We start from the raw sequence: 13,399 nt of genomic DNA on the forward strand, positions 1-13,399 counted from the left end.
TGCGGGCTGCGTTTGCTGGCCGGGCAGGGTCGGATCGGACCCCGGGGATCGGGTCCAAGGCCCACTGTGCCGAAAGTGACGCTGACTCTTTGCCGCTTGTGGCGGCTTTACGAATTGTTTACAACTCTGGGACGCCGCCTGGAGGGGGAGGGCGCGTCCAGCTGTTCAGCCAGATTTTTTTCTTTTTGGAGAGAGTCGCGATGAAAGCACTACGCCGTCAGACCCTGACGAAAGCCATACAGCTGTCGCTGCTGCTGAGCCTGCCCGGGCTCGCCGCGGCGCAAACCGCGCAGACGCCTGCACAGCCCGGCTCGGCCACCACCCTGGACACGGTCACCGTCACCGGCAGCCGCATCAAGCAGACCAATGTGGTCACCGCCCAGCCGGTCTACGTGCTCGACCGTACCAAGATCGAAGCCACCGGCCTGCAGAGCGTCGGCGACCTGCTGCAGCAGCTCAGCTCGAGCGGCAAGGCGCTCAACGCCAAGTTCAACTCTTCCGGCAACTTCGGCTATCCGCCGGACGGCGGCGGCATCGGCGCCGGTTCGGCCCAGGTCGACCTGCGCAACCTCGGCTCGCAGCGCACCCTGGTGCTCGTCGACGGCGTGCGTTGGGTCAATGAATCCTCCGCCTCGGGTGTCAGCGGCAGCGCCGACCTCAACACCATCCCGCTGGCGATCGTCGAGCGCATCGAAGTGCTGGAAGACGGCGCCTCGGCGATCTACGGCTCCGACGCCATCGCCGGCGTGGTCAACATCATCACCCGCCGCAAGTTCGACGGCGCCGAAGTGCATGCCTATTACGGCGAGTACGAGGACGGCGGCGAGACCACCGAAGCCAGCCTGACGATCGGCGGCAGCGGCGAACGCTGGTCGGGCATCTTCACCGCCAGCTACTTCGAGCAGCAGGAAATCAGCTCGGGCAGCTGGCAGCAGTCGGCCTTCCCGACGCCGGGCGTCGGTGTCGAAGGCGGCAGCTCGGGCATCCCGCAGGGTCGCTTCTTCTTCTGCAACCCGGCCTTCGCCACCACCGCCGTCGGCGGTTGCGATGGAGATACCGCGAACTGGTACGACATCACGCTCAACAACGGCACCACCACGCCGGTGTTCGACCCGAACAACCCCAACGGCGGCACCTACAACCAGTTCGACGGTTCGGACCGCTTCAACTTCGCGCCGTACAACTTCCTGCTCACGCCGAGCAAGCGCAAGTCGATCTTCGCCAGCGCCACCTACGACCTGAGCGATGAAGTCCGCCTGCATGTCAAGGGCCTGTACAACAACCGCACCTCGACCAACCAGGCCGCGCCCGAGCCGATCTTCGTCGGTCCTGGCGCCGGCACCGGCGGCATCGCCGACACGATCAGCATCCACCAGGACAACCCGTTCAATCCGTTCGGCTATACGCTCGACGCGGCTTCGAACCTGCTGGTGGTGACGCGTCGTCCGATCGAAGTCGGTCCGCGCATCTTCAACCAGGATGTGGACACCACCTACTTCAACATCGGCCTCGACGGCACCTTCGGCATGGGTGATCGCACCCTCGGCTGGGACGTCAACTACGCCCACTCCGAGAACAAGGCCACGCAGGAGTTCCTCAACGGCTACAACGTGGCCAAGATGAAGCTCGCGCTGGGCGATCCGGCGATCTGCGCGCTGGTCGCCGGCTGCACGCCGCTCGACCTGTTCGGCGGCCAGGGTCGTCCGATGACGCAGGACCAGATCGATTACATCCGTACCCGCCAGATCGATTCGAGCAAGCAGGTGCTGGACCTGTTCCAGGGCAACATCACCGGCGACCTGTTCGACATCGGCGACCGCACCGCCGGCTTTGCCGCAGGCGTCGAGCACCGCCGTTACCGCGGCGACTTCAACCCCGATCCGCTGCGCCAGACCGGCGAATCGCAGGACTCGTTCGCTGCGCCGGTGTCGTCCTCGTATGAAGTGGACGAGGTCTACACCGAGTTCAGCTTCCCGGTCCTGTCGTCGCTGGATATCAGCGCCGCGGTCCGCTACTCCGACTACTCGACCTTCGGCAACGAAACCACCGGCAAGCTCGGCTTCCGCTGGCAGCCGATCGAGGACATCGTCGTCCGCGGTACCTATTCGACCGGCTTCCGCGCGCCGAACCTGGGCGAGCTGTACGGCCTGACCCAGTTCGGTGCGACGCTGGTCGATCCTTGCGGTTCGACGGGTCGTCCGGGTCCGGCATCGCCTGATCTGGCTGCCGGTTGCGCGGCGCAGGGTGCGCCGCCGAACTTCGTCCAGGCCAACACGCAGATCACCACCTTCACCGGTGGCAATCCGGATCTGCAGCCGGAGACGTCGGACAACTGGACCTTCGGTGTGGTGTACGCGCCGAGCTGGGGTGCCGGCCAGTCGTGGTCCGATCGCCTCGACTTCGAAGTGGGCTACTACAACGTCGAGATCAAGGACGCGATCCAGGCGCGCGATCTGCAGGCGCTGCTGGAGACCTGCCTGCGCGAAGGCGGCGTCAACACCGTCAATTGCACGGCGTTCAGCCGTGGCGCCGGCGGCAATCTCAACCCGCCCAACAACTTCCTCGACAACCTGGGTTCGATCAAGACCGACGGCGTCGACATCAAGGCCAACTGGGCCGGTCCGGAATGGAGCTGGGGCCGTCTGAACGCCTCGATGCAGTCGACCTACGTCAACGACTACGAGGCCATCGACGTCGACGGCAACCGTTCGCAGCGCGAGGTCGGCATCGAGGTCGACAACAGTGCGATCCCGGAGTGGCAGACCAACGTGCAGCTGGGTTGGACGAAGGGCGACTTCAACGCGGGCTGGACGCTGCGTTACATCGCTTCGGTCAAGGAGGATTGCGGCAACGTGCCGGTCGGCGGTGCGCCGGGTTGCCTGGGTGGCGCCGAGTTCAACGAACTGGGTTCGACGACCTACAACGATGCGCAGTTCAACTGGGGCAATGCGTTCACCGAAGGCCTGAAGTTGACGGTCGGCGTGAACAACATCTTCGGCAAGGATCCGCCGGTGTGCCTGACCTGCTCGCTGAACGGTTACGACGCCGGTACGTATGACCTGCCGGGTGCGTTCTGGTACGTCAGCGCGGACTATCGCTTCTGATGACTGTCATGACTGCGTGATCGCAAGCGCTTGAAACAGGAACGGCCGGTGCTTGCACCGGCCGTTCTCTTTTTTGCGCCCGGGTCAGCGCAATGCGCTGCTGGGCACGTCGAGTTGCACGGACAGCGCGAGATGGTCCGATTGCGCCGCCGGCATTGCGCGCGCGTTCGAGGTGCGCAGGCCGTCGCCGACCAGGATGTGGTCGATCGCGCGCTGCGGGCGCCAACTCGGAAACGTCGGCACGTCGCCCTCGGGTGGCTGCAGGCGCGTGTTGCGGAACAGGGCCTGCATCTCGGGGCGGTCGATCGAGCAGTTGAAGTCGCCCATCAGCACGGCGTGTGGGTGGTCGTGCAGCAGCTCGGAGATGAAGCCCAGCTGCGCTGCCCGCGAGGTCGCGCCCAGTGACAGGTGCGCCACCGCGATCAGCAGGGCGTCGTCGCCCTCGCCGTAGCGGGCCAGCAGAACGCCGCGGCCGGAGATGCGGCCGGGCAGTGGATGATCGATGACCTCGCGCGGTTCCAGCCGGCTCAGCAGCCCGTTGGCGCTGGAGGCGACGCCGCCGACGCGGCGGTTGGGCTGATGGCTCCAGTAGTCGAAGCCACCGCGCTGGGCGAGGTAATGGGTCTGGTTGGTGAAGCCCGAGCGCAGGCTGCCGGGATCGCTTTCGTTGAGGCCGACGATGTCGTGTTCGCCGGCCAGCTGCGCGATCGTGTCGAGGCTGCCGCGCTTGTTGCCGGCCGGCAACACGTGCGACCAGCTGCGCGCGACATAGTCGTGGTAGCCGCGCGTGCTCGATCCCGCCTGGATGTTGGCGCTCAGCAGGCGCAGCCGGCGCGTTTCCATCTCAGGCGGGGTCATCGTGTGCCAGGACCGTCAGTGGTGCGTCGCGGCGATCAGCCGCCGGCCGGTGCCGGCGCGGCGGACTTGGCGCGTTCCGCGGCGACCAGGTGGTCGGTGATGCGCAGGCTGTCTTCGAAGCTCTTGCCGACAACCTTGTACTTGCCGTTGATCACCAGCGAGGGCGTGGAGTCGACGCCGCTGCGGGAGATGAAGCTGCCGGCGCGCTTGAGCTTGGCATCGACCGCGAAGCTGCTCATGGTGCTTTCGAACTGCTTGGCGTCGACGCCGTACTTGGCGTAGAAGCCGGCGATCTGCGCATCGGTCGGCAGCGGCTGCACCGGCAGCGTGTGGTCGACGTGGATGGCGTTGAACATCGCCTCGTGGGTCTTGGCGAGCACGCCCATCGCCTGCGCGGTGTAGTACGCCTTGGCGTACGGCATCCAGTAACCGCCGAACGGCGCGGCCAGCGGGACGAACTTCACGTCGGCCGGCTGCTTGGCCTTCCAGGCCTCGACCAGCGGTTCGAAGTGCGCGCAATGCGGGCAGGTGTAGCCGAACACTTCCACCACTTCGATCTTGCCGTTGGTGGGCTCATACGGCTGGCCGCCGGCGATCTCGATGTAGTCCGTGCCGGCGACCGGCGCCGGGCCCTGCGGCGCGGTTGCCGCGACCGGGGTTGCGGTTGCCGCTGCTGCCGGGGTCTCGGCCGGGGTGGACCCGTCCGGTGCGGTCGAGGCGGGCGCTGCCGGGGGTGCCGGCTCGGCCGGGGCCGCCGGAACCGTTTCGGCCGGTGCGGTGGCGGTCGCCGGTGCGGCGGTGTCGGCCGGGGCCGGTGCCTGCTTGGAGCAGGCGGACAGCGCAAGCAGGCCGGTCAGAACCAGGGCGAGGTGGGGCAGGCGCGAGGTCATGGATCGAGTTCTCCGCAGATGGCGATGGCTGGTAGCCGGTGTGGGCAATCGGCGCCCCTGCGCGCTGGGTTCGCGGCAAAGGCAGAAGGCTGAGGCAGAAGGCCGGAGTAGAAGGTTGATACTGCAAGAATACCGGCCGCCAGGGGTGGCCGGTATGACGCAACCGCAATTCAGCGAGCCGCGCTCTCGCGGGCGACCAGCTGGTCGGCGATGCGCAGCGTGTCGTCGAAGCTGCGGCCCTTCACGCGGTATTTGCCGTTGACCACCAGCATCGGCGTGCCTTCGACGCCGCTGCGCTTGATGAACTGGTCGGCACGCTCGACGCGCGCCTGCACCTGCGCGCTGTCGTAGGTGCTGGCGAAACGCTGCGGCTCGACGCCGTAGCGGGCGTAGAACGCGGCGATCTCGTCGACCGACGGGTCGTGCAGCGGCAACGTGCCGTCGGTATGCAGCGCCAGGAACATCGCGTCATGGCTCCTGTCGGCCACGCCCAGCTCCTGCGCGGCGTAGTAGGCCTTGGCGTAGGGCATCCAGAAGCCACCAAACGGCGCCGCCAGCGGCACGAAGTTGACCTGCTTGGCGTGGCTAGCCCGCCATTTGGCGACCAGCGGCTGGAAGTGCGCGCAATGCGGGCAGGTGTAGCCGAACACCTCGACCACCTCGACCTTGCCCTTGATCGGGGCGAACGGCTGGCCGCCTTCGATCACGTCGTAGTCCGTGCCCTCGACCAGGGCCGGCGCGGCTTCGGCCGCGATCGCGGTCGAGACCAGTGCCGCGGCGGGCAACAAGGCGACAAGGAGCAGGGATTGCAGGAAGGGACGACGACTCATCGATGGGTTCTCGTCAGGGCTGGCGAAAGGTGGGGGCCGGAAAACAAAACGCCGGTCGTGTGGCCACGACCGGCGCAAGCAGACAACAGGAGGAGATATTCGCTGTGACCGTGGTCACCGGCGAAAGTTCAGCCTTTATGAACCGGTGGCGGGAGCGGCCGGTTCCTGGGTCGGGGCCGGCGCCGGAGCGGGCGTCGCGGCCGGAGCCGGGGCTGCCGGTGCAGCGGCTGCCGGAGCCGACGCTGCCGGAGCAGGAGCCGACGCGGCCGGGGCATTGGCCGCGGCAACGTCGTCGTGGCTCGGGTGCAGGCCCTGCAGGTAGCTCGACACCGAGCCGATTTCCTCGTCGCTCAGCTGCTTGGCGATGGTCGCCATCACATTGAACAGGTGCGGATCGCGCTGGGTCGTGGTGCCCGTGCGGTATTCCTCGAGGCGGCGCTGGGTGTAGGCCGACTGCTGGCCGGCGATGTGCGGGTAGGCCGGGCCGGGGTTGCCGGCGCCGTCGGGGCCGTGGCAGGCCATGCACGCCGGGATGCCGCGGGCCTTGTCGCCGCTGCGGAACAGCTGCTGGCCGATTTCGAAGAACTTCTTGCCCGAGTTCGGACCGGTCGCGATGACCGTGTCGTCGGCGACGCCGGCGCCGGCCTTCTGGGTGGCGAAGTAGGCGCCGATGTCGCGCGCGTCCTGGCCACTGAGGGCGTCGGCGAACGGCTTCATCACCGCGGCCATGCCGGTATTGCGCTCGCCGCTCTTGAACAGGGCGATCTGGTGGGCGATGTAGCGCTCACTCTGACCGGCCAGGCGCGGGTACTGCGGATCGGTCGGGTTGCCGTCGAGGCCATGGCACGCGGCGCAGGTGCCGGCCTTGGTCGCGCCAGCCTTGGCGTCGCCCCAGACGACCTTTTCCGGCGCGGTGTTCAGCGCAGCGGCCTGGACCGGCGCGTTGTCCGGGACCGGGGTGACGGTGGTCTGGGCGTAGGCGACGGCAGCGGCCGCCATTGCGGCGAGGCCGATCATGCCGAGGACGCGGGCTTGGCTCATGTAGCTGGGCTCCGAAACACTTTAAGAGGCGGCCTGGATTGCGGACGCCGGAACCGCGGAATTATCGTCGCCGCTCACGGTTGGGTCAACGCGGATTCAGCGCATGAGCTGCCCGAGTCAGGCGTTTTGCGCAGTTTTCGACCCCGGGAGCGGGCCGCGGCCGCCGTTTCCGGCGGCTGGGGGCGCGGCCATGCGATCCTATGGCATGGCCAATCCCTTCGTCCGCGCCCGCTACCTGCTGGCGGCGCACAACCACAAGCAGCTGCCGCCCGAGGGCGGAACCGAGGTCGCCTTCGCCGGCCGCTCCAACGCCGGCAAGTCCAGCGCCCTGAACGCGATGTGCCAGCAGAACGCGATGGCGCGGGTCTCCAAGACCCCGGGCCGGACCCAGCAGCTGGTCTATTTCGACATCACCCCGCCCAGCGAGGAGCCGGTCCCCGGCAACTACCTGGTCGACCTGCCCGGCTATGGCTACGCCAAGGTGCCGCAGGACCTGCAGGCGCACTGGCAGGCCTTCATCCACCAGTACTTCCAGACCCGCGAGTCGCTCAAGGGGCTGGTGGTGGTGATGGACATCCGCCACCCGCTGCGCGAGTACGACCGGCAGATGCTGGGCTATGCGGTCAACCGCGGGCTGCCGGCGCATGCGTTGCTGACCAAGGCCGACAAGCTGGGGCGCGGGCAGCAGACACAGACACTGCATGCGGTGCGGCGCGATCTGTTCAGCGCCTTCGGCGACACGGTCAGCGTGCAGACGTTCTCGGGCGAGTCGAAGCAGGGCGTGGACGAGGCGCGCGCCGTCGTCGCCGGCTGGCTGGGCCTGTAGCAGCGAGGCAAGCAGGCAACGCCCATAAAAAAACCCCCACCGGATCGCGCCGGCAGGGGTTGGTTCTGCAGCCCGTGGAGGCGGATCAGAACTTGTATTGCGCGCCGACCAGGTAAGTGCGGCCCCACTCGATGTACTCGAGCGGACGGTCCTTGCTGCTGGCGTAGGTCTGGTAAGCCGAGTTGGTCAGGTTGCTGCCCTGCAGGTACAGGCTCAGGCCTTCCATCGAACCTTCGCCGAACGCATAGCTGATCTGCGCATCCAACTGGTCGTCGCCCACCACGTAACGCAGCGTGCGGTTGCCGTTGAAGTTGCCGATCTCGCCGACGAAGTCCGAACGCCAGCGCTCGCTGATGCGTGCCTCGAAACCGCCACGCTCGAAGTACGCCGTCAGGTTGTAGACCTCATCCGACAGACCCGGCAGCGGGATCTCGCCCGAACCCACGCTGCTCGCGCTGTCGGGATCGACGATCTTGATGTTGCTGTCGTTGAAGCTCGCGCTGGCGATGATGCCGAAGCCCTGAAGGGGCTCCCACAGCATGTCCAGCGGCAACGACGCACTCAGCTCCAGGCCCTGCAGCGTGCCACCCTGGCCGTTGTACGGCGCAGTGAAGTTGCCCGTGGTCTGGGCCGGCACGCCACCCGGCGGCGGTACGTAGTCGGCGACGAAGCTGCTGAAGTCGTAACCGTCCTGCGTCTGCTTGTAGATGTAGCTGCGCAGGTCCTTGTAGAAGTACGCCGCCGCCACGTAGGCCTTGGAGCCGAAGTACTTCTCGTACGACAGGTCGAGCGCATTGGCGCGCCACGGATCCAGACGCGGGTTGCCACCGCTGGCGCCGGGCTTGCCGGTCGAGGTGTCGACGCCGAACTCGAGCGACGCGCGCATGTCGTCGACGCGTGCACGTGCCACCTGGCGGGCCAGGGCGAAACGCAGCGTCTGGTCATGCGCGAACGAGAACGCCAGGTTCAGGCTCGGCAGCACGTCGGTGTAGGTCGTGCCGTCTTCGAACGGCTTGACGTTGCTGCCCGCCGGAGCGGTGCCGTCCCAGTAGTTCGCCTTCGACGACTGGTCGGTGTGCTGGATCTGCACGCCAACGTTGCCGCGGACACCCACCGAACCCCATTCGCTGTCGATGTCGGCCTGGACGTAGCCGGTCGAGATCTTCTCGTTGACCGTCCACGCCTTCGACACCAGGTACGACAGGTCGGAGACCGGATTGAAGCTCATGTAACGACCAACCGCGGCCGGGACATTCCACGACGGGATGTAGCCGACGCCGGCGAAGCCGAGGTTGACCAGGTCGTACTGCAGGTCCGACGCGATCGTCGTGTCGCCCTGCGCACCGAGGTTGATGTTGCCCTCGGGCTGGGTCTTCTGCTTCTCACGGTCGGCGTAGTTGAAGCCGATGTCGACGTTGGCCAGCCAGCCCCACGAGGCCGGACCCGGCAACGACACCACCACGCGCGCGCCCTTGAGCTCGTCATCGACGCTGGGCACCTTGCCGTAACCGGAACCGTAGATCGTGTTGGTCAGGTACAGCGAGTTCGGGTCGGAGTAGTCCAGGCCAGGCGCGAGCTGCGAGAAGCCGCTGTTGGAATAGCCCAGGTTGACCGTGTCCAGCTGCGGCGCCGGCAGGCGCTGGGTGTTGTTCTCCAAGCTGAGCTCGTCGCGGCTGGCCTTGGAGTAGCTGATGTCGGCGTTGACGCGGGCGTTGCCGACGGCGAAGTCGTTGTTCCAGCCAAACGCGTTGATCTCGTCTTCGCGCTTGTTGTACATGCCGCGCACCAGCGGATACACGCCGCTGGCGCTGCCGCCGACGAAGGTGTTGTTGCCGTTGATCTGCGCGCCGGTGATGTTCAGGCCCGGGCTGTAGCCGCCGTTGTAACCGCTGAGGTTGACCTCGAACTGGTTGGCGGTGTCGACCTGCTCGGCCTGCGTGTGGAACATGTCCAGCGTGCTGGTCCAGTCGTTCGACGGACGGTACTGCACGGTGGCCATGATGCCGTCGCGCTCGGCGTAGCCGGTGCGGCGCAGGGCCTTGATGCCGTCGGAGTAGTACGTGCCGCCGGCCACGCCCGGACGCCAGCCGTCCTGGACCGCCTGCCACGGCTCATACAGGCCGACCTGCTCTTCCTGGATCGGCGTCTCCAGATGCGAGTAGCCGATCGAGATGCCCAGGGTGTGGTCGAGGAACTGGCCGATGTAGCTGGCGTTGACGCGGTTGCCGTCGCCATCGCTGTCGGCGGCCGAACCCAGCGAGTTCTTCTGGTAGCGGGCGCCGAACACGGCCACCGGCTCGCTGAAGCTCAGCGGGCGCACGGTCTGCATGTCGATGGTGGCCGACAGGCCCTGGCCGACCAGCGATGCGTCGGGGGTCTTGTAGACGGTCACGCCGTTGAACAGCTCCGACGGGTACTGGTCGAATTCGACGCTGCGGTTGTCGCCGGTGCTCACCACTTCGCGGCCGTTGAGCAGCGTGGTGGCGAAGTCGGGCGACAAACCGCGCACGCTGATGACCTGGGCGCGGCCAGCGACACGCTGCGCAGCCAGGCCCGGCAGGCGGGCGATGGATTCTGCGATGCTGATGTCGGGCAGCTTGCCGATGTCTTCGGCCGAGACGGCTTCGACGATCGAGGTCGATTCCTTCTTGGTCGAGATGGAGCTTTCGATACCGGCGCGGATGCCGGTGACCACCACCGAGTCCAGCGTCGTCGCGTCCTGGGCCGGTGTACCCGGCTGGCCGGTTTCCTGCGCCTGGGCGCCTGCGGCGATCAGCATCGTCGCCGATGCCAGTGCCACGCTCAGCAGATTGCGCTTGAGTTGCATCTCCCCTCCCACTGCATGTTGTTTTTTATAGTCGGCTTGCGTACGTCGCGGCGGTTGCGCCGCCGATCGTCGAAGCCCGCGCGCCAGGATTGGCAATATGAAAGGCCGTTCCAGAACGTAGCGCGATGGTAGACGCAGGCATTGCTGCACAAATTCCATTGCATACGTATTCATCGCCACGGCGCGCACGCAGATGGGGGGTGCAATCGTTTTCCGGGCGCATGCAGGCGCGCCGCCGGCCAGTGGCGGGCGGGTTGAGGGCCAGGCTGCCGATGGCGCGTCCCGCTACGTCGCAGGCGTCGCCGATGCAGTCGCCGCTGGCGCGGGCATGAAGTCGCCACAGCGCGGCATCGCGCTGGCCTCGGGCGTGGCATACGCCCAATGCAGGAACACCGGCAGCATCCGCGCCCAGGAGGCCTGGTTGTGGCGGCCGTCGGAAAGCAGCAGGAAATCGATGTCGGCCTGCGGCCGGCATGGCGCATACGCCAGCGACACCGAATAGCCCAGGCCGCCGAGGCCGTGCAGTTCGCGCGTGCCCTCGTGGCCGCCGCGGATCAGCGTGAGGGCGTCGTCGAGTGCATCGAAGACGCCGTTGCGGTCGCGATCGTCGGTTTCCTCGGCGCTGCCGATGGCGATGAACATGCGCAGGCCGTCGCGTTTCGGGCCGCGTTCGACCTGCGCCTGCGCCAAGCGTTCGCCACCCTGCGCCGGCACCGCCGGCAGCCAGAACGATGGCGAGAACGCACCCACGCGCGCGAACAGTTCGGGGTACTGCCAGCCCATGTCGAACGCCTGCAGTGCCCCCAGCGACCAGCCGAGCATGGTCCGCGCGGACGCCTGCGGCTGCGTGCGGTAATGGCCATCGACATACGGCACCAGCGTTTGCGCCAGCCATTGCGCGTAGTCGTGCGCGCGCGTGCCGATCGGCCCGAAGCGCGAGGTGCCGGGCGCGCTGGCGCCGGCGGCGCGGTCGGACAGGCCGTAGGTGCCCATGCGGTCGTGGAGCATGTCGATAGCCACCACGATCACCGGCTCGATCGCGTGGTCGGCGTAGAGCCGCGCCAACGTCGACTCGAGCCCGACCGCCTGCATGTCCTGGCCGTCATTGATATAGAGCACCGGAAAGCGCCGGTCGCCGGCGTCGTCGTAGCCAGGCGGAAGGTAGACGGCGACCTTGACCTGTTCGGGCGCGAACGCGGGCGCCGGCAGCTCCAGGCGCACCGGTCCGGCATGCGCCGGCATGGCCAGCGAGACGATCAGCGAGACGATCAGCGCGACAGCAGCAACGGCGGTTCGCGCCAGCATCGACATCGATCAGCCGATGCGCGCGTAGAACACGCCGTGCGCCGGCAATTGCAGCACTTCGCCGTCGATGCGCCCGGCCAGCAACGGGTGGTCGTCGATGGCCTCAAGCGTTCCCAGCTGCCCCGGCAGCGTCCATTGCTGCGGTGATGGCGACAGGTTGAACACCACCAGCAGCGATTCGTCGCCGCCGCTGCGGGTGAACGCCAGCACCGGCTCGGGTGCATCGAGGAAGGCAATGGCGCCCGCGACCAGCGCCGGGTGCGCCTTGCGCCAGCGCATGAGATGACGCACGCCGTTGAGCACCGAGTCGGCCTGGGCGTCCTGCGCGGCAACGCTGCGCGCGCTGTGCGGAGCGGCGACCGGGAGCCATGGCTTGCCCTGGCTGAAGCCGGCATGCGCGCCGCCATTCCACGGCATCGGCGTGCGGCAGCCGTCGCGGCCCTTGAAGTTCGGCCAGAAGGCGATGCCGTAGGGATCCTGCAGCGATTCGAACGGAACGTCCGCCTCGGTCAAGCCCAGTTCCTCGCCCTGGTAGAGGCAGACCGAACCGCGCAGCGAGCACACCAGCGCCACCAGTTGCTTGGCCAGGGCATCGGGCGCGTCGTCGCCGCCCCAGCGCGTCACCGCGCGGCGCACGTCGTGGTTGGAGATCGCCCAGCAGGGCCAGCCGCGGGTCATCTTCGCTTCCAGGTCCTCGACCGTGGCGCGGATGTAGGCGGCGCTGAAATCGTCGGTGAGCAGCTCGAAGCTGTAGCCCATGTGCAGGCGTTGCTCGTTGACGTACTCGCCCATCGTCGCCAGCGAGTCCTCCGAGGAGATCTCGCCGAGCGTGGTCGCGCCGGGGTAGCGGTCGAGCAGCGCGCGCAGGTCCTCGAGGAAGTCGAGGTTCTGCGGCTGGGTGTTGTTGTAGTGGTGGTACTGGAACGCGTACGGGTTGTCCGGGCTGAAGCCGCGGCCCGTGCGCAGTTCCACGGGCTTGGGCGGGTTGTCGCGCAGCTGCTGGTCGTGGAAGCAGAAGTTGATCGCGTCCAGGCGCAGGCCATCGACGCCGCGGTCGAGCCAGAACTTCACGTTGTCCAGCGTCGCCTCGCGCACGGCCGGGTTGTGGAAATTCAGGTCCGGCTGCGACGACAGGAAGTTGTGCAGGAAGTACTGGCCGCGGCGCGGTTCCCAGCGCCAGGCGACGCCGCCGAACAGCGACAGCCAGTTGTTGGGCGGGGTGCCGTCGGGCTTGGCGTCGGCCCACACGTACCAGTCGGCGCGCGCGTTGTCGCGGCTCTCGCGGCTTTCCCGGAACCAGGCGTGCTCGTGAGAGGTGTGGCTGAGCACCTGGTCGATCATCACGCGGATGCCGAGCGAATGCGCCTTGGCCAGCAGCCGGTCGAAATCGTCGAGGGTGCCGAACAGCGGGTCGACGTCGCGGTAGTCGGCGATGTCGTAGCCGAAGTCGGCCATCGGCGACTTGAAGAACGGTGAGATCCAGATCGCGTCCACGCCGAGGCTGGCGACATAGTCCAGCCGCTCGATGATGCCGGGCAGGTCGCCGACGCCGTCGCCGTTGGTGTCGAGGAAGCTGCGCGGGTAGATCTGGTAGATCACCGCGCCGCGCCACCATGCTGCGTCCTGCTGCATCGCCATCTGCCTGTCCGTTGTGACTGCCGCCATCGTCATCCGCGCGCCGCTATGTGTCGTTGGGCGCGCCGGGGGCACGCTGTGGT

Annotated in this window: 9 protein-coding genes; 2 read left to right on the top strand and 7 right to left on the bottom strand. The window is 67.4% G+C overall.

Annotated elements, in window-relative coordinates; all coding sequences use genetic code 11:
- Positions 1-200: 200 nt before the first annotated feature.
- Complete coding sequence (locus tag AB4Y64_RS10395; protein ID WP_441816385.1) at positions 201-3,104, top strand: TonB-dependent receptor; 2,904 nt, start codon at positions 201-203, stop codon at positions 3,102-3,104.
- Positions 3,105-3,188: 84 nt separating this feature from the next.
- On the opposite strand, the gene AB4Y64_RS10400 is transcribed toward AB4Y64_RS10395, so the two are convergent.
- From AB4Y64_RS10400 to AB4Y64_RS10415, 4 genes are all read right to left on the bottom strand, one after another.
- Positions 3,189-3,962 carry an endonuclease/exonuclease/phosphatase family protein gene (locus AB4Y64_RS10400; RefSeq protein WP_441816386.1) on the bottom strand — a complete coding sequence of 258 codons (774 nt, stop codon included), beginning with the start codon at positions 3,960-3,962 and terminating at the stop codon, positions 3,189-3,191.
- Positions 3,963-3,997: 35 nt separating this feature from the next.
- On the bottom strand, positions 3,998-4,852 hold the full coding sequence (locus tag AB4Y64_RS10405) for a thiol:disulfide interchange protein DsbA/DsbL (protein ID WP_441816387.1): 855 nt from the start codon (positions 4,850-4,852) through the stop codon (positions 3,998-4,000).
- Positions 4,853-5,022: 170 nt separating this feature from the next.
- Complete coding sequence (locus AB4Y64_RS10410) at positions 5,023-5,682, bottom strand: thiol:disulfide interchange protein DsbA/DsbL (RefSeq protein WP_441816388.1); 660 nt, start codon at positions 5,680-5,682, stop codon at positions 5,023-5,025.
- Between the two features lie 135 nt (positions 5,683-5,817).
- The gene (locus tag AB4Y64_RS10415) at positions 5,818-6,723 is read right to left on the bottom strand and encodes a c-type cytochrome (RefSeq protein WP_441816389.1); all 906 of its coding nucleotides are present in this window, start codon (positions 6,721-6,723) and stop codon (positions 5,818-5,820) included.
- A gap of 205 nt (positions 6,724-6,928) precedes the next feature.
- Between AB4Y64_RS10415 and yihA the strand changes: the two genes are divergently transcribed.
- A complete protein-coding gene (gene yihA / locus AB4Y64_RS10420; RefSeq protein WP_441816390.1) occupies positions 6,929-7,549 on the top strand; it encodes a ribosome biogenesis GTP-binding protein YihA/YsxC in 621 nt (206 codons plus the stop codon).
- Between the two features lie 85 nt (positions 7,550-7,634).
- Here yihA and AB4Y64_RS10425 read toward each other — a convergent pair whose 3' ends face one another.
- From AB4Y64_RS10425 to AB4Y64_RS10435, 3 genes are all read right to left on the bottom strand, one after another.
- Positions 7,635-10,376 (bottom strand): TonB-dependent receptor, encoded by a 2,742-nt coding sequence (locus AB4Y64_RS10425; protein WP_441816391.1) that lies wholly within the window; start codon positions 10,374-10,376, stop codon positions 7,635-7,637.
- Between the two features lie 285 nt (positions 10,377-10,661).
- Positions 10,662-11,681, bottom strand: a complete 1,020-nt coding sequence (locus AB4Y64_RS10430; RefSeq protein ID WP_441816392.1) for an alpha/beta hydrolase — start codon at positions 11,679-11,681, stop codon at positions 10,662-10,664.
- A 9-nt stretch (positions 11,682-11,690) separates the two neighbouring features.
- On the bottom strand, positions 11,691-13,313 hold the full coding sequence (locus AB4Y64_RS10435) for an alpha-glucosidase family protein (RefSeq protein WP_441816671.1): 1,623 nt from the start codon (positions 13,311-13,313) through the stop codon (positions 11,691-11,693).
- Positions 13,314-13,399: the final 86 nt, after the last annotated feature.

This window comes from Lysobacter sp. TAF61 (assembly GCF_052113485.1).
Lineage (GTDB): Bacteria > Pseudomonadota > Gammaproteobacteria > Xanthomonadales > Xanthomonadaceae > Lysobacter_J.

What these genes read in the sequence shown, in the direction of transcription:
- AB4Y64_RS10395 (WP_441816385.1), top strand. Translation starts at nt 201, where the DNA reads ATGAAAGCACTACGCCGTCAGACCCTGACGAAAGCCATACAGCTGTCG.
- AB4Y64_RS10400 (WP_441816386.1), bottom strand. Translation starts at nt 3,962, where the DNA reads ATGACCCCGCCTGAGATGGAAACGCGCCGGCTGCGCCTGCTGAGCGCC.
- AB4Y64_RS10405 (WP_441816387.1), bottom strand. Translation starts at nt 4,852, where the DNA reads ATGACCTCGCGCCTGCCCCACCTCGCCCTGGTTCTGACCGGCCTGCTT.
- AB4Y64_RS10410 (WP_441816388.1), bottom strand. Translation starts at nt 5,682, where the DNA reads ATGAGTCGTCGTCCCTTCCTGCAATCCCTGCTCCTTGTCGCCTTGTTG.
- AB4Y64_RS10415 (WP_441816389.1), bottom strand. Translation starts at nt 6,723, where the DNA reads ATGAGCCAAGCCCGCGTCCTCGGCATGATCGGCCTCGCCGCAATGGCG.
- yihA (WP_441816390.1), top strand. Translation starts at nt 6,929, where the DNA reads ATGGCCAATCCCTTCGTCCGCGCCCGCTACCTGCTGGCGGCGCACAAC.
- AB4Y64_RS10425 (WP_441816391.1), bottom strand. Translation starts at nt 10,376, where the DNA reads ATGCAACTCAAGCGCAATCTGCTGAGCGTGGCACTGGCATCGGCGACG.
- AB4Y64_RS10430 (WP_441816392.1), bottom strand. Translation starts at nt 11,681, where the DNA reads ATGCTGGCGCGAACCGCCGTTGCTGCTGTCGCGCTGATCGTCTCGCTG.
- AB4Y64_RS10435 (WP_441816671.1), bottom strand. Translation starts at nt 13,313, where the DNA reads ATGCAGCAGGACGCAGCATGGTGGCGCGGCGCGGTGATCTACCAGATC.